This is a genomic window from Lactobacillus juensis (assembly GCF_036246285.1).
Classification (GTDB): domain Bacteria; phylum Bacillota; class Bacilli; order Lactobacillales; family Lactobacillaceae; genus Lactobacillus; species Lactobacillus juensis.
Map to the genome: position 1 here is coordinate 94,748 of NZ_BTTS01000004.1, position 16,859 is coordinate 111,606.

A 16,859-nucleotide genomic window follows, 5' to 3' on the forward strand; every position below is an offset into this window, starting at 1 on the left:
AAAGGTGTTTTTATATATGAAATTAATTAATAATTAGAAAAATATTGTAGAAAAATAATTTTATTAAAGGTATAATCTATATAATTGAAAAGAAAGTTTGGTGAAAAATATGGTAGATTTAATTAAATATGTACGAAAAGGGCTAGCTGATGCCCCCTCTAATCCGATTTTGAAATTTTCAGATTATGCCGGCAAAATTCCCGATGTAGTTAAGTTTACTTTAGGTGAGCCGGATTTTAATACACCGGATCATATTAAAGAGGCAGCAAAAAGAGGAGTTGATGAAAACCACTCTCATTATGCACCTTCAAACGGGACTATCGGATTGCGCAAGGCAGCCAGTGAGTTTTTAAGTAAAAAATATGGTCAAAATTATAATCCAGAAACTGAGGTTTTGGTTACCAATGGCGTAACTGAATCAATTTTTGATTCTGTGTTGGCTACTTTGAATCCTGGAGATATTATGGTTGTGCCAACTCCATTATTTCCACTTTATATGACTGACGAGGGCGTTATTAATGAAGGCGTTGAAATCGTAAAAGTAAATACAGCAAATGACGGTTTTAAGCTGACACCTGAAAAATTGCAAAAGGTAATTGACAAGTACGGAGACCGGGTACGGATGTTGGTTATGAATTATCCTACAAATCCAACTGGGGTAATGTATAGTCAAGAAGAATTGGATGCTTTGGCGGATGTTATTCGTGATAAGCCAATTTTTGCACTATGTGATGAAATCTACAGTGAATTGAACTATGATCAACCACATGCTTCAATGGAAAAATCATTGCATGACCAAGTTATTTTAATGAACGGCGTTTCCAAGTCATGGGCCATGACCGGTTACCGAATTGGTATTGTTTGTGCGCCAGAAAATATTTTGCAACAAATTGCAAAAGTTCACCAAGCAATAGTTACTACTGAGCCAACACCTATGCAAGATGCAGCCGAAGAAGCCTTTAAAAACGGTATGGATGATGCATTACCAATGAAAAAAGAATTTCAAAAGCGGCGCGATGCTTTGTATTCCGGCCTAACCAAAATAGGTTTTGAGTGTGCTAAACCCCAAGGCGCATTCTACATTTTTGCTAAAATACCTGATGGTTTTGAACAAGATGATAATAAATTTATTTATGAATTGGTTGACAAGGCAAGAGTTGCCGTGACAGCAGGTTCTAGTTTTAGTGAAGGCGGAGAAGGCTATATCAGATTTTCTTACGCTGTTTCAATGGATCAAATTGAAGAGGGGCTAAAGCGCCTAGAAAAATTTGTAAAAGAGAATAAGAAGTAATTTTTAAGCAAATTTTGCTTGCAATCACGTACGTTTTTCGGTATTATAATTAACGTGCGTGACGGAGGAGTAGCGAAGTGGCTAAACGCGGCGGTCTGTAAAACCGCTCTCTCTGAGTTCGGCGGTTCGAATCCACCCTCCTCCATTATCACTGGGTTATAGCCAAGCGGTAAGGCACTAGTTTTTGGTACTAGTATGCGCTGGTTCGAATCCAGCTAACCCAATAAAAAAGACGACTCGTTAGAGTCGTCTTTTTGCGTCAGCTTAAGCTATGTTATTGACCTTAATGTACTTATTTTTAGCGATTATATTATATATCTTATTTTTTATTTTAACAGGAGTACCGTAGACTTGAATTGACTTACCCTTTTTTAAAAGAAGCTTGCGGACTCTCTTACCTTTTTTGTTATAAACGTATGAATTATGTACAATCTTTTTCTTGTTACCTTCAACGTCAGTAACATTAGCAAAAATATCTTGACCGAGTTTATAAAACTTTTGATTATTAATCGTCTCTATACCATAAGTTTCAATAGTCAAACCTGGTTTAAGTATAAAACCTTTAATAGGGCTACCATTTTGATCGTAAACTTGAATTGAACATAGAACTTTACGAGCTAATTTATTAGTATCACTATCTTCTGCTTGGGCAGTTATTGCATTAGATTTAATAGTTGAATCTTTTGCAGGTCCTTGAATCTTTGAACTTTCGGTTGGAACTGAACTTGTGAAGCCACTTGTTTTGTTATCATAATTGGGATTATTAATTTTATTTGCCGGGATGTGTATGTTATTAACGGAACTATCTAAGTCAATCGAACCAACAGGCCAAGTAATTGGCTGGCTGACATATGTTTCTGCTGGGCAATCTTGGTCTTCCTTGTTATATAAATTTGCCAAATCGGTGATAGAAAGAATTTTTCCTGCAGGTTTGGCAGCACTACCCTTGCCTATTGCAATAACTTGAGGCATTTTAAAATTGGCAAATGCTACTGGTTTTAAGCGATGTTTACCTAAACTAAGTACAAAGCCGTCAGAATTACTTCCTAAACCATCAAACATGTTAGTCATTTCAAATATGTTTCCTGTATCCCAGTGGCTTAAGTTTAACTGCTTTAAATTAGGGTCTCTAAACATATAACTCATGTTAGTAACATTGTAAGTTTGCCAGCTGGCAATATCTGGTAATTCCGTAGCCGCGATGCCATTAAACATATAACTCATGTTCTTAACGTTACCGGTTTTCCAGTTGGCTAAGTTTAAAGTGGTTAAAGCTGCGTCACCTTCAAACATGTGACTAAAGTCAAAAACACTATCTGTTCTGAAATTCTTTAAATTAATTCTGGCCAATTTAGTGTCGTTTTTAAACATACTATTCATGTCCCTGTTTGAAATAGTGTCCCAAGAAGTCAAGTCAAGTTCTTCTAAGCTACTGTCGTTTTCAAACAAGTTACTTAAATCACTGGCCTCACTAGCATCGACATTATTGAGATCTTTAAACCCAACTAAATTTGGTAAGTCAGCAAATTTACTACTTGAATTATGTGCTAGTTGAACTTTCAGCTTACTGCCATAGTCGGCAGTTGCAATCTGAAACGCAATATACTGAATATCATTTGGATTGATACCTTTTCCCTGATCATTTTGTTGGCTTTTTACCAACTGACTGATTGGTGTAGAGGATAGTGCTCCTCCCGTAATTGTAAGTGTTTTGTTCTCCTCATCAAAGGACCATTCACATTTGTTATCTGTGCCATGAATAGTATTACTATTTTGTGAATTTATATTGTTGTTATTTTTTAAGACTGAACTTTTTGTATTAGCAGAATTTTTTATTAAAATAGACATTGAATCAGCTTGAACATCAATAGCTTTGTTGCAGGTTCCTAATGCAGTTGCTATTAATGTCGTTGTGAGTAGACTATAAGAAAAAAATCTAATATTGTTATTTTTATAATGAAAACAGTAGTTATTTTTTCGCTTTCTAACATTTTTATTTAGCATAACAAAAACCCCTTGCGTAATTTATACTTTTACCTTTAGCTTAGGGTTATACAGTATTTATTTTTTGCAGTCAACATTTTTAGCTGACCAATATTTAATTTTTGTTATCTAAAATAGGTAAAAAGTTTACTACGATGTGTGACAAATTAATAGTTGCTAATTTAGAAAAAGTCAAAAAACGTTATTTATAAAAACGTATATATTTGGTATAAATAAATATTAATAAAATAATTTAATAAATATAAAAATGTGTATGAATATAATTAAGATTTAAACATTGAAAATTTTTGGCTGAATTAGTTTGTGATTTTTAAACTTTTTAATAATATTTGTTATTTAAAATAACTTTAGTTTTTTGTATAATTTATGCTAAATTTCTTTGAATGAAGTAAATTCAGTTGCTTAAATTTGCCTATTTTTGGTTTATTAATAGTACAATAAAGAAGCTAACTTTGATTAAGAAGGGAAATATATGTCAAGACTTGTGCGAGTTGGTGCCGGAGGTAAAGAAATTAGCTGGCATAATGCCTTAAATGATTTGCGTGCTGATGATGTCTTGCTTCTGGAGCCAGGATTTTATGAAATACCTGCGGGAACTTTTTTAGCTGATATTACGATTAAAGGAACTGGCAATCTTCCTGAAGATACAACGATACTGGGTTATGTGAATGTAGATGCTGGCAGTCAATTTGTTAATTTAGAAAATTTGTGTGTTAATACTGTAAATGATGCTAACAGCTTATTTGTGCCTGCTGCAGCCAATACTTTTTTGTCATTACGCAATTGTATTGTCAAGGGTTTCGGTGGTGATACTGCTACTATAGCTGCTAATGGTAAAGTGACACTGGAGCTGTTTTCGACAGTAATCATGAATGGTTCAGTTTCTTTATTTGCTGATTCCAATTTTCGCTTGGAAATGAATGATTCGACTATCAAAAATGTCGTTCAAGATATTGGAGCTTTGGCACTGGAAGGGCATGGCACTGCTGTTATCAATAACTCTCGCATTCATGGCAGTATTGATACCTTTAAAAAAGCAAATGTTGAATTAGATATAAATAACACCGTTGTTTCCTCACTTCTTATTCAGGGACAGGTCTGGTTGAACATGCTTAACAGCAAGCTTTTGTCACAAGAAGATACCGGAATGTTCATAACCGATGAGAACTGGATTAATATCATTGGCAGTGAGTTTAAGGGTGGCTTTTACTGCGAGAAAAACCCACACATAATTATTCAAAACAGCAGAATAAACCGCTTGATTGCTACAGGGGAAGCGAAGATTACATTTAACAATTCTGTTATTGTCAATCATGCTGATTTTCAGAATGAAGTTGAGTGCAATTCAAGGCGCGTAACTTTCAATGGTGGCAATGAGTACGAGTATTTTTTAGCTTTAAGCGATCAGGCTAAATTTGAAGGACATGATCTTATCTTTAATTCTAATGGTGCAAACTTGGCCGTAGAAAATCAGGCACACTTGCATGCTAGCGTGATTGCCACAAGTGATGATTCGATAACGGTAGAATGTGGACAAAATGCTGAATTTCGTTTATGGGGCATGAAATGGACCACTAAGAAAAATTAGGTTGCTAAATTATAATTTGTAACGTATCATGCAGAGTAGACCAATTTGAATTATAATAAGATGTGTAATGGAGGTGCATTCATGGAAGAACCAATGTACATCAAAATTCACAATCAAATTAAACGTGAAATAGAAAAGCATAATTACAAAGTTGGTAGTAAAATTCCAGCTGAAAGGCAGCTAGCCCAAAAGTTTGGTGTTTCTCGGATGACGTTGCGACAAGCAATTAAAACTTTGGAAGATGAAGGCATTTTAGAACAGCGTGTTGGTAGCGGAACATATGTGGCTAACCAAAAAGTGCAGGAAAAAATGTCGGGAATTATGTCTTTTACCGATATTACCCATGCTAATGGCCAAACGCCTTCAAGTAAGTTGATTTCTTATCGTTTTGGTAAGCCTTCCTTATCTGAAATGGAGCGGTTGAATTTAGATGATACGCAGGAAGTTTTGCGTATGGAGCGTATTCGTTATGCAGATGAGGTTCCGATTTGCTATGAAGTTGTATCTATTCCGCATAGCGTGATTTTAAATATGTCCAAAGCCGATATTTCTTCGCATTTATATCAAACTTTAGAAAAAAATGGTTATAAAATAGGACGTGTAACTGAATATATTTCTGCAGCGGTGGCCAACGAAAATGCGGCTAGATTACTTGATGCCAAGAAAGGTGAAGCATTAATTACTCGCCTGCAAGTAACTGAACTCTCTAATGGCGTACCCTTTGAGTATACTAGAGCCAGCTATGTTGCGGATCGTTTTGAATTTACTTTTGCAAAATAAAAACTCTGAATTAACTTTGTTAGTTAGTTCGGAGTTTTTGTTATTTTAAATCATCTTTGATTTTAGTGGTAGAGATTCCCGGTGTACGAGGCAAATAGACTACTTTGCAGTACGGTGTTAAAAAGTCAAATTTACCTTTCCAGTCATTACCCATGACAAAAGTATCAATATCATATTTTTGAATGTCTTTTATTTTTTGTTCCCAGTCTTTTTCGGGAATAACCTGATCGACGTAACGAATAGCCTCTAGGATATATTTACGCTCAGCATAATTATTATACGATTCCTTGTGTTTTTGAAATTGATTGAATTCGTCGGTAGACAAACCAACAATAAGATAATCGCCTAATTCGCGAGCTCGTTTTAGCAAGCGTACATGGCCATAATGCAATAAATCAAATGTACCATAAGTAATTATTTTTTTCATAGTTCCAGTACTCCTATTAATTTGACGAGTTAATAGTATCATATTTATAGAAAAGGTAAAGCGTATCCTCAATTCGAAATTATTTTGATAAAATAAAGTAAATTGAGGATTAGGAGATATAGTTATGACTAAAGTAAATGTTTTAGGAGTTAGTTTCGATAATAAAAGTTTTAATCAGTTTCAAAATGAATTTGTTGGCAGAATCAATGCTCATCAATCAACCTTTATAGTTACTGCCAATCCTGAAATTGTTATGTCAGCTAATGAAAATCCTGAATTTATGAAGATTTTAACTTATGATGCTGACTATATCACCGCTGATGGCATTGGAATTGTCAAAGCAAGTCACATATTAGGAGAACCGCTTAAAGAACGGGTAACGGGTTATGATCTGTTTTCCTGGCTTATGAAATTGGCAAATGACCGCAGTTTAAAAGTATATCTTATCGGGGCGCGACCCGAGGTGATTCATGCCATTCAAGGCAAAATTGCCCGGGACTATTCTGATATTCAGCTAGTAGGAGCTGAGGACGGCTATTTTAAGGAAGATTTGGAACTTGTTGCTTACCAGATAGAACGTACAGAGCCTGACCTTGTTTTTGCCGCCCTGGGTTCACCACGTCAGGAACAGCTTTTGTCTGTTTTGCGAAGAAACCTGCTGCCCGCTCTTATGATGGGAGTAGGGGGCAGTTTTGATGTCTTTTCAGGAAAGGTCAAACGAGCTCCTCAGATTTGGCAGACTATTCATTTAGAGTGGTTTTATCGTCTTCTTAAAAATCCCTCTCGGTTAAAGAGAATGATGGTTTTGCCACATTTTGTTCACGCAGTTTACCAGTCGAAAAAAGGAAAAGAATAATTATGAAAGTTTTGCACGTTAATGCTGGACTCGAAAATGGCGGCGGTCTGACCCATATCATCAATTTGCTAAAAGAGGCTAAAAATGAGCAACAAAATTTTACTTTATTATGTTTAGCCGAAGGTCCCGTTGCTCAAGCTGCTCGCAGGGCAAAACTGGATGTACAAGTTTTGGGAATAAAAAGTCGTTATGATTTAGGTGGCTTGAATAAGCTGGCTAATTTCATTAATCAAAGGAACTTTAATATAGTTCATACTCATGGAGCAAGAGCAAATTTATTCCTGTCTTTAATTAGGCGAAAAATTACGGCTAAATGGTGCATAACTATTCATTCCGACCCCTATCTTGATTTTGCCGGTCTTGGTTTAAAGGGTAAAATATTTACTAGAGTTAATTTGCATGCAATTAGCCATGCTGATTGTATTTTTGCTATTACTAAAAGATTTGCTAATTTATTAGTTAAAAAGGTAAAAATTAATTCGGAAAAGGTTCATGTAATATATAATGGCACTTTTTTTCATGAGGACAGCCAAATTCCTGCTAAATATGAACATCCCAACTTTAATATAGTAAATGTTGCCAGAGCCGAAAAAGTTAAGGGCCAGGCGCTGCTGCTGCAAGCATTAAAAAAACTAAATAATGCCAATGTTCATTTATTTATTGTTGGGGATGGTACGGAGTTAAGCTCTCTAAAAAATCTAGCGCAACAGCTAAAATTGGGTCCACAAGTAACTTTTCAAGGCTTTATGACGCATAAACAATTGAAAAACTTATATCGGCGTATGGATCTAGCGGTTTTAACTTCATATTCAGAGAGTTTTCCCTTAGTTTTATTGGAAGCAAGCGATAATCTTTTGCCGCTGTTGTCAACTGCAGTTGGTGATATTAAAGTAATGATACCAGATCAAAAGCATGGTTTTGTAGCTAATATTGGTGATGTAGATTCGATTTGTACCCAGTTAAAGCAGGCTGTAGACACCCCTAAAGATCAGCTTAAGGAAATGGCTCAGCGTGAGAAAAATTATGTTGAACGAAATTTTTCATTAAAGAAGCAGTTAGAAAGCATTTTGCAGGTATATAACAAGATTGAATAAATTACTAAGTTTGTTAAAAAATCCACAAATGTTTATAATAAGAAAAAAATATTAGTGGATTATTAAGAGGACAGAATGTTTTACCAAGAATTGGATAAAGATGACTCGTTAACTCTTCATACAGATTTGTATGAAATTAACATGATGTATACCTATTTTAAAAAAGGAATTTCGGAACGTAATGCGGTTTTTGAGGTTTATTACCGTAAAGAACCGTTTGGCAATGGGTATTCTGTTTATGCAGGATTAGAACACGTAATTTTATACTTACAAAACTTAAAATTTAAAGAAAGTGATTTGAAGTACTTAAAAGAAGAAATTGGCTATGACGATGATTTTATTGATTATCTGCGCCAATTGAAAATGGAGCTTACGGTAAGGTCGATGCGCGAAGGAGAAATAGCTTTTGCCAATGAACCTTTGCTGCAAGTTGAAGGACCACTGGCTCAATGTCAATTAGTTGAGACTGCCATTTTAAACATTATTAATTATCAAACCTTGTTAGCAACTAAAGCAGCTCGTGTCAAGCTAGCAGTGCAAGGCGACGGCGTCATGGAATTTGGTACTAGACGGGCACAGGAAGCAGATGCTGCTATCTGGGGTACTCGTGCAGCTTATATCGGTGGTTTTGACTCAACAAGCAATGTTCGTGCAGGTAAGTTGTTTGGGATTCCTGTTTCTGGTACACATGCTCATTCATTGGTGGAGGCATTTGGCAGTGAATATGAAGCATTCAAAGCTTATGCAGAAACGCATAAGGACTGCGTTTTTCTTGTAGATACATATGACACTGTCAGAAGTGGCGTACCAAATGCTATTCGTGTTGCCAATGAAATGGGTGATAGGATAAACTTTCAAGGCGTACGTATTGATTCTGGTGACATGGCTTATATTTCCAAGCAGGTTCGTCGCGAACTGGATAATGCCGGTTATACCAATGCCAAAATTTTTGCTTCAAACGATTTGGATGAAACTACGATTACCAGTTTAAAAATGCAGGGAGCCAAAATTGATGTTTGGGGCATTGGCACTAAATATATTACTGCTTATGACCAGCCCGCTCTAGGAGCCGTTTATAAATTAGTTTCAATTGAAGATGATCAGCACCATATGCGTGATACTTTAAAAATTTCTTCTAATGTGGAAAAGGTTTCAACTCCTGGTAAAAAGCAGGTTTGGCGTATTTCAGCCAATACTGAAAAGAAAAATGAGGGTGACTGGATTGCACGGGCGGGTGTAGATCCGCGAGAATTTGATTCACTTTATATGTTTCATCCTCAGTATACTTATATCAATAAAGTGGTAACGGATTATATTGCTGAGCCGCTTTTAAAAGATATTTTTGTAAATGGTCAATTGAAATATCACAAGCCTAAATTAACAGATATCAAAAACTTTTGTGCTGCTAATTTAGATGGTCTTTGGGATGAATATAAAAGAAGTTTGAACCCACAGGAATACCCTGTTGATCTTTCTCAAGATTTGTATGACAGTAAAATGAACATCATCCAGGATATTCGCACTAAAATCAATAAGGGAGATACTGCACAATGAGACCACTGCAAAAGGAAATTATAAAATATGAACATGTTTTGCCTCAAATTGATCCGCAAAAAGAAATTAGATGTTCAGTTGATTTTTTGAAAGATTATCTTAAAGCAAATACATTTTTGAAGTCTTATGTGTTGGGTATTTCTGGCGGGCAAGATTCCACGCTGACTGGGAAATTATGTCAGATGGCAATTACTGAAATGCGTAAGGAAACGGGCGACAATTCATATCAATTCATTGCGGTTCGTTTACCCTATGGCGTTCAAGCAGATGCACAAGATGCAGCTGACGCTGTGGCATTTCAAAAACCCGACCAGGATTTAACAGTCAATATTAAACCGGCTGTTGATGCTTTAGTAGCTAGTTTGAATGAAGCTGGGCAAAAAATTACAGATTTCAATAAAGGCAATGTAAAAGCGCGCGAGCGTATGGTAGTCCAATATGCTATTGCAGGAGCTAATAACGGAGCTGTTGTTGGGACAGATCATGCGGCTGAAAATTTTAGCGGCTTTTATACTAAATACGGTGACGGTGCGGCAGATTTAACGCCACTATTTCGCTTAGACAAACGTCAAGGTAAGCAGATGCTCAAATTTTTAAATTGTCCAGAGCATTTGTACCAAAAGGCACCAACGGCAGATTTGGAAGAAAATAAGCCAGGCTTACCTGATGAAGTTGCACTCGGTGTTAGCTATCAGGATGTTGACAACTATTTAGAAGGGCATGAAGTTTCTGAAACAGCCGCTGAAAAAATTGAATCTCTATGGCGTAAAAGTGAACATAAAAGGCATTTGCCCATAACTGTTTTTGATGATTTTTATCGTAAATAAGGACTAGATATTTGGAGCTTGATTTTTCCTCAGTAGGCCTGTTATTGACAAAAACTGTGCAAGTAGTACAATTACTGATAACTTAAGATATGTTTTTTAAGATTAGCAGTTCAAAGAGAGAATCGCCTGGTGAAAAAGATTTACTGCTATTTAAAAAATGCTCCTTACAGTTCAAATAAATAAAAATAATTAAGAGGTAACAAGCACTGTTGCAATTGAGGTGGTACCGCGTTTTAAGGCGTCCTTAAGATAAGCAACAGTGTTTTTATTTTGGCAAAAAGGGAGATATATTTGATGAAGAAACTGACAAGTTCAGAATTTAGACAGATGTTTTTGGATTTCTTCAAGCAGCACGGCCATATGGTATTGCCCAGTCAATCATTGATTCCGCAAGATGACCCCACCTTGCTGTGGATCAATTCCGGTGTGGCGACGATGAAGAAATATTTTGATGGCTCAGTAGTGCCCAAAAATCATCGCATTACCAGTTCACAAAAGTCAATCAGAACCAATGATATTGAAAATGTTGGTAAAACAGCCAGACACCAAACTTTTTTTGAAATGCTCGGCAACTTTTCTGTGGGCGATTATTTTAAAAAAGAGGCAATTACTTGGGCCTGGGAATTTTTGACCAGTCCCGACTGGCTTGATTTAGATCAGGAAAAACTTTACTGTACTGTTTACCCTAAAGATACAGAAGCACATAAAATTTGGCTTGAAGTTGGTATGCCCGAGGATCATATCGTTAAACTGGAAGAAAATTTCTGGGATATTGGTGAAGGTCCTTGCGGTCCTGACTCTGAAATTTTTTATGATCGTGGTCAGGAAAATAACGATGTGGCAGAAGATGATCCAGAAAACTTCCCTGGTGGTGAAAATGCCCGTTATTTGGAAATTTGGAATATTGTCTTTTCACAATATAATCATTTGGCAAATGGCAAGTATGTTGATCAACCACATAAGAATATTGATACCGGTATGGGCTTAGAGCGCGTTTTGTCTATTTTGCAAGATGCGCCAACTAACTTTGAAACTGACCTCTTTTTGCCGATTATCCATGAAACAGAAAAAATGACTGCTGCTAAAAAATATGGCACAAATAAGGCAGATACCACTGCTTTTAAGATTATTGCAGATCACGTCCGTACTGTCAGTTTCGCCATTGCAGATGGTGCACTGCCATCAAACACAGGGCGTGGCTATGTTTTACGGCGCCTAATTCGGCGTGCCGATTTAAATGGTCAGCGTTTAGGCATTAAGGGTGCATTTCTTTATAAACTTGTACCAGTGGTTGGTAAAATTATGCAGAGTCATTACCCAGAAGTGACAGAGCAAAAAGATTTCATTGCCAAAGTAATCAAGAATGAAGAAGAAAGATTCCAGTTAACTCTTGAATCAGGATTAACTTTACTTGATGACTTAATTGCAAGTGCACAAAAGTCAGAAGATAAAACTATAACTGGTAAAGATGCGTTCAAGTTATTTGATACCTATGGCTTTCCTTATGAACTAACTTTTGAGACTGCACAGGATGCAGGTTTAAAAGTTGATCAAAAAGGCTTTGATGCTGAAATGGCTGCCCAAAAAGAACGTGCTCGTAAAGCTCGTGGTAATTTGCAATCAATGAGTTCTCAAGATGAAACCCTGATGAACTTAAAGGATAAGTCAGAGTTTGAATACGGTGTTTATGAAGAAAAGCACGCAAAACTAGTTGATATTATTGTCAATGATCAATTGGTTAATAGAGCAGATGGCGATAATGCCGTTTTGATTTTTGATAAGACTCCTTTTTATGGTGAACGTGGTGGTCAGGTGGCTGATCACGGCAATATTTATGATCAGGAAGGAGAACTAGTTGCCCAAGTAACTGATGTGCAACATGCGCCTAATGACCAAAATATGCATTTTGTCGATGTGATTTTACCTCTGACAAAAGGTGAGGAATATACTCTAAAGATCGACAGAGTTCGCCGCGAAGGTCTGCGCCACTCACACACGGCTACTCACTTGTTGCATGCAGCTTTGAGAAGCGTACTGGGTGAACATACTCATCAAGCCGGCAGTTTGGTTGAACCCGATTATTTGCGCTTTGACTTTACTGCGCTTGAACCAATGACTAAAAAAGAAATTAAGTCCGTTGAAAACCTGGTAAACCAAAAAATCTGGGCAGCTATTGATGTCAAAACTACCATCACTGACCCTGATACTGGTAGAAAAATGGGCGCTTTGGCTTTGTTTGACGGTAAATACGGTGATCAAGTTCGGGTTGTGCAGATGTCTGATTTTTCTATTGAGTTCTGTGGTGGTACTCATTGCGCCAATACTAACCAAATAGGTATTTTTAAGATTATTTCTGAATCAGCTATTGGTGCAGGAATGAGAAGAATTGAAGCAGTTGTTTCTAAGAAAGCATATGAATACTTAGCCAATAGGTCTGAACTGTTAGATGAGATTCAAGCAGAAGTAAAGTCAACTAAACCAGAAGATATTATTGATAAGGTTGATTCGCTTGAAAAGGACCTGCATGACAGTCAAAAGCAGGTTGAAGATTTGAATTTGCAAATTAATCAAAGTAAAGCCAACTCTATTTTTGATAATATAGAGCAGGTCGGTGATCTTTCTGTTATTGCCCAAAAAGTTGATGTTAACGGAATGAATGATTTGCGTGAATTTGCCGATACTTGGAAGAGTGGCAAAAATTCAGATGTGCTGATTTTGGCCACTGCTAGTGACGGCAAGGCCAATATGATCATTAGCCTAGGTAATAAAGCATTAGCCAAGGGCCTTAAAGCAGGTGATTTAATTAAGCAAGCTGCTCCAATCTTTGGAGGAGGAGGAGGCGGTCGCCCAGATATGGCTCAAGCCGGAGGTAAAAAACCTGAAGGTCTTGAAAAGGCTATTCAGACAGTGATCACAGCGATTTCAAAAAATTAATTGATTGAGTTTATACTGTTTTTCAAGTAAAATTGTGCTAGGAGGAATGATTATGAGTTCGCTAGATAAGACAATGCACTTTGACTTTAATGAAAATAAAGGCAAAAACGTTCATGATACTCTGCAAGATGTTTATAATGCTCTGGAAGAGAAGGGCTATAATCCAGTTAATCAGATTGTCGGGTATTTGTTGTCTGGCGATCCAGCCTATATTCCACGGCATAATGATGCTCGTAATTTAATTTTAAAACACGAACGTGATGAAATTATTGAAGAGCTTGTCAAAAATTATCTTGGAAAAGATAAATAATGCGATTAGTTGGTTTAGATGTTGGATCAAAGACAGTAGGCGTTGCAGTCAGTGATGAATTAGGCATCACTGCACAAATGCTTGAAACTATCCCTATTGATGAAACGCGTTATAATTTTGGTATGCGTGCAATTAAAAAGATTGTGCGCCAATATGAACCAGCGGGTTTTGTTTTAGGTTTGCCCAAAAATATGGATGGCTCTTCAGGTGCAGCGGTTGCCCGAAGTAAGGCATACGGTGAAAGGCTTAAAAAGAAGTTTGGTTTGCCAGTGCACTATTCTGATGAGAGACTAACTACAGTTGAATCTGAACGTGTTTTAGTTGAAGAAGCAGATATGCACAACCGCCACCAACGTAAAAAAGTGATTGACCAAATGGCCGCTGTCTTGATTTTACAAAATTATTTGGATCTAAACCGAAAGGATTAATATGACACAAGAAGTTAACGGTGATGACCGTCAAATTACCTTGATTGATGATCAAGGCAACGAAGAATTATATGAAATTTTATTTACATTTCATTCTGATGACTATGATAAATCATATGTTCTGCTTTATCCGGCAGCTGCCAGTGATGATGAGGAAATTGAAGTTTTGGCTTTTAGTTATGACTCCGATGCCGCAGGTGATGTCACTAGCAGTGACTTACACGAGATTGAAGCGGATGATGAATGGAATATGGTCCAAGGAGTTTTGAACACATTTTTGGACGACGACCGATTGAGTGGTGAATAAAAAAGACTGGCTGGGCCAGCCTTTTTTATTCAAGATTAATAATTTAGAAACTAATGAATGATAAGATATTAGAAACTTTAGAATTTGCAAAAATTACTGAACAACTGCAACAAATGGCGATTACTACACCAGCTAAAATGGCAGCTGAGAGTCTTGTACCAAGTGATAACTTTGCTCAAGTCGAACTGGCACTGAAGCAGACTTTGGCAGGTGCTGATATTTTGCGGATCAAGGGACAACTGCCCTTAACAGATTTTGCTGATGTTGAGCCGAGTATTAAGCGTTTGCGGATCAAAGCAAATTTGAATGCAAAGGAATTAGGCAACTTATTGCTGGTTTTAGCACTTGCTAATGAAATCAACGACTTTTTTAGTGATGTTGATGATGAAAAATTGGATTTAACGGCAATAAATTCGATTTTAACGCAATTGGACGTGCCTCAGTCACTGTTTAAGCAACTTAAGCGTTCACTGGATTTTGACGGGGAAGTTCTTGATACTGCATCTGCTGAATTATCCCATTTACGTCGCGAAATCAAAAATAATGATGCAGAGATTAAAGATAAAATGGATAGCTACACAAAAGGTAATAGCAGTAAATATTTATCTGAACAAATAGTGACTATTCGTGACGAAAGATACGTTATTCCGGTTAAGCAAGAATACCGCAATAAATTTGGTGGCGTTGTTCATGACCAGAGTGCCAGCGGGCAAACGCTTTTTATTGAGCCGAGTGCAGTTTTAAATCTTAACAACCGTCAGCAAAATCTTTTGGCGCAAGAAAAAAGGGAGATTAGTCGGATTTTACGCAATCTGTCAGATTTAGTGCGCCCAGAAGTTGACAGTATAGATGCTATTGCAAGCTCCTTGGTTGAGCTTGATTTTATCCAGGCAAAGGCAAAATTGGCTCATGCTATGAAAGCAACTGAACCAAAGTTGACTCATGATCAGTCACTTTTATTTTTACAGGCGCGACATCCTTTAATTGATCCCAAAAAAGTAGTTGCAAACGACATTCGCCTTGGTGAAGATTACGATACGATGCTGATAACTGGTCCCAATACTGGTGGAAAAACTATCACATTAAAAACTGCAGGAATTTTACAATTGATGGCCCAGTCAGGGTTATTTATCCCGGCAGCAGAAGGCAGTAAAGCGGGCGTCTTTAAGGATATTTGCGCTGATATTGGGGATGAACAATCTATTGAGCAATCACTCAGCACATTTTCTTCACATATTAACGATATTGTTAAAATAATGAAAAATGTTAATGCTGAAACTCTTGTTTTGATTGATGAAATTGGAGCGGGGACGGATCCAGAAGAAGGAGCCAGTCTTGCAATTAGTATTTTGGATTTTTTACGGCAAAAGAAAGCTAAAATTATCGTCACTACCCATTACCCAGAACTTAAACTTTATGGTTATAATCGTAAAAGAACGACTAATGCCTCTATGGAATTTGATCTAAAAACACTGTCTCCAACCTATCGTTTACAAATTGGTATTCCTGGTCACAGTAACGCCTTTGCTATTGCTCGCAGGCTAGGGATGCGTGAGGATGTGGTTAAAAACGCTCAAGGGTTAATGAGTGACGAAAACGTTGATATTAACCAAATGATTACCGAGTTGACCAAACAAACTAAAGCTGCTTCAGATGCGCGTAGTCATTTAACAACTAGTCTTGATCGAGCTAAAAAACTTGAACTAAAGTTGCAGCAAGCATTGGATTGGTATAATCAGCGTGTGCAAAAGCAGCTGGAATTTGCCCAGGAAAGAGCTAATGAAGTAGTCACAAAAAGTCGTAAAAAAGCTGATAAAATCATAGCTCAGCTTGAAGAGCAAAAGGGCAATGTCAAACAAAATGAAGTGATTGCAGCTAAGGGTGAATTTAATCAACTTGCACGGCAAAATGAGAATTTGGCTCACAACCGTGTTTTGCAACGTGAAAAAAGACGTCATCATGTCAATGTAGGTGATAAGGTAAAAGTGTTGTCTTACGGACAAACTGGTACGATTACTAAAAAATTATCCGAACATGAATATGAAGTACAAATGGGCATCATTAAAGTTAAAGTCAGTGATCGCGACATTGAAAAAATTGGTTCTCCAAAAGAGTCGCGCGCCCACCAGCAAGTTCGCGCTGTTAGCGCAAGCAGAAGGAGCAATGTGAGAAGTGAGCTTGACTTGCGCGGTCAGCGTTATGATGAAGCAATGACTAATCTTGATCGCTATATTGACTCTGTACTGCTCGCAGGCCTTGATGTTGTCACGATTATTCATGGTATTGGAACTGGTGCAATTAGAAAAGGTGTTTGGCAGTATTTAAAGTCAAGCAAGCATGTAAAAAGTTATAATTACGCTCCAGCAAATGAGGGTGGCAATGGTGCTACTATTGTTCATTTACAATAAAATGCTTTACTTGTAAAAAGTAAGTCTGCTTGCTATAATGAAAATATCAAT

The 16,859-nt window shown here is 36.9% G+C and carries 14 protein-coding genes and 2 tRNA genes; 14 read left to right on the forward strand and 2 right to left on the reverse strand.

Annotated elements, in window-relative coordinates:
* Positions 1–109: 109 nt before the first annotated feature.
* From AAA926_RS09575 to AAA926_RS09585, 3 genes are all read left to right on the forward strand, one after another.
* Positions 110–1,291 carry an aminotransferase class I/II-fold pyridoxal phosphate-dependent enzyme gene (locus AAA926_RS09575; RefSeq protein ID WP_198181141.1) on the forward strand — a complete coding sequence of 394 codons (1,182 nt, stop codon included), beginning with the start codon at positions 110–112 and terminating at the stop codon, positions 1,289–1,291.
* 63 nt (positions 1,292–1,354) lie between these two features.
* Positions 1,355–1,436 (forward strand) — tRNA-Tyr (locus AAA926_RS09580).
* Between the two features lie 7 nt (positions 1,437–1,443).
* A tRNA-Gln gene (locus AAA926_RS09585) sits at positions 1,444–1,515 on the forward strand.
* Between the two features lie 40 nt (positions 1,516–1,555).
* Here the strand turns inward: AAA926_RS09585 and AAA926_RS09590 are convergent.
* A complete protein-coding gene (locus AAA926_RS09590) occupies positions 1,556–3,295 on the reverse strand; it encodes a BspA family leucine-rich repeat surface protein (protein ID WP_198181142.1) in 1,740 nt (579 codons plus the stop codon).
* A gap of 472 nt (positions 3,296–3,767) precedes the next feature.
* On the opposite strand from AAA926_RS09590, the gene AAA926_RS09595 reads away from it, so the two are divergent.
* Both AAA926_RS09595 and AAA926_RS09600 read left to right on the forward strand, forming a co-directional pair.
* Positions 3,768–4,883 (forward strand): hypothetical protein, encoded by a 1,116-nt coding sequence (locus AAA926_RS09595; RefSeq protein WP_198181143.1) that lies wholly within the window; start codon positions 3,768–3,770, stop codon positions 4,881–4,883.
* Between the two features lie 81 nt (positions 4,884–4,964).
* Complete coding sequence (locus AAA926_RS09600) at positions 4,965–5,663, forward strand: GntR family transcriptional regulator (protein ID WP_198181144.1); 699 nt, start codon at positions 4,965–4,967, stop codon at positions 5,661–5,663.
* A 40-nt stretch (positions 5,664–5,703) separates the two neighbouring features.
* On the opposite strand, the gene tagD is transcribed toward AAA926_RS09600, so the two are convergent.
* On the reverse strand, positions 5,704–6,090 hold the full coding sequence (tagD, locus tag AAA926_RS09605; RefSeq protein ID WP_198181145.1) for a glycerol-3-phosphate cytidylyltransferase: 387 nt from the start codon (positions 6,088–6,090) through the stop codon (positions 5,704–5,706).
* Positions 6,091–6,214: 124 nt separating this feature from the next.
* Between tagD and AAA926_RS09610 the strand changes: the two genes are divergently transcribed.
* The 9 genes from AAA926_RS09610 to AAA926_RS09650 all read left to right on the forward strand — a co-directional run bounded on the left by AAA926_RS09610 (position 6,215) and on the right by AAA926_RS09650 (position 16,808).
* Entirely contained in the window at positions 6,215–6,946 is a 732-nt protein-coding gene (locus tag AAA926_RS09610; protein WP_198181146.1) for a WecB/TagA/CpsF family glycosyltransferase, read from the forward strand.
* 2 nt (positions 6,947–6,948) lie between these two features.
* Positions 6,949–8,040 (forward strand): glycosyltransferase, encoded by a 1,092-nt coding sequence (locus tag AAA926_RS09615; protein WP_338207394.1) that lies wholly within the window; start codon positions 6,949–6,951, stop codon positions 8,038–8,040.
* A 75-nt stretch (positions 8,041–8,115) separates the two neighbouring features.
* Positions 8,116–9,594: a nicotinate phosphoribosyltransferase gene (locus tag AAA926_RS09620; RefSeq protein WP_198181148.1), complete on the forward strand. Its 1,479-nt coding sequence runs from the start codon at positions 8,116–8,118 to the stop codon at positions 9,592–9,594.
* Complete coding sequence (gene nadE / locus AAA926_RS09625) at positions 9,591–10,421, forward strand: NAD(+) synthase (protein WP_198181149.1); 831 nt, start codon at positions 9,591–9,593, stop codon at positions 10,419–10,421. The genes AAA926_RS09620 and nadE overlap by 4 nt, the downstream gene beginning before the upstream one ends.
* 294 nt (positions 10,422–10,715) lie before the next feature.
* Entirely contained in the window at positions 10,716–13,355 is a 2,640-nt protein-coding gene (alaS, locus tag AAA926_RS09630; RefSeq protein WP_198181150.1) for an alanine--tRNA ligase, read from the forward strand.
* 52 nt (positions 13,356–13,407) lie between these two features.
* Positions 13,408–13,665, forward strand: a complete 258-nt coding sequence (locus AAA926_RS09635) for an IreB family regulatory phosphoprotein (RefSeq protein WP_038521496.1) — start codon at positions 13,408–13,410, stop codon at positions 13,663–13,665.
* Positions 13,665–14,093: a Holliday junction resolvase RuvX gene (ruvX, locus tag AAA926_RS09640; protein WP_198181151.1), complete on the forward strand. Its 429-nt coding sequence runs from the start codon at positions 13,665–13,667 to the stop codon at positions 14,091–14,093. The genes AAA926_RS09635 and ruvX overlap by 1 nt, the downstream gene beginning before the upstream one ends.
* A gap of 1 nt (position 14,094) precedes the next feature.
* Positions 14,095–14,400 (forward strand): DUF1292 domain-containing protein, encoded by a 306-nt coding sequence (locus AAA926_RS09645; RefSeq protein WP_045927649.1) that lies wholly within the window; start codon positions 14,095–14,097, stop codon positions 14,398–14,400.
* A 53-nt stretch (positions 14,401–14,453) separates the two neighbouring features.
* On the forward strand, positions 14,454–16,808 hold the full coding sequence (locus AAA926_RS09650; RefSeq protein ID WP_198181152.1) for an endonuclease MutS2: 2,355 nt from the start codon (positions 14,454–14,456) through the stop codon (positions 16,806–16,808).
* Positions 16,809–16,859 lie beyond the last annotated feature (51 nt).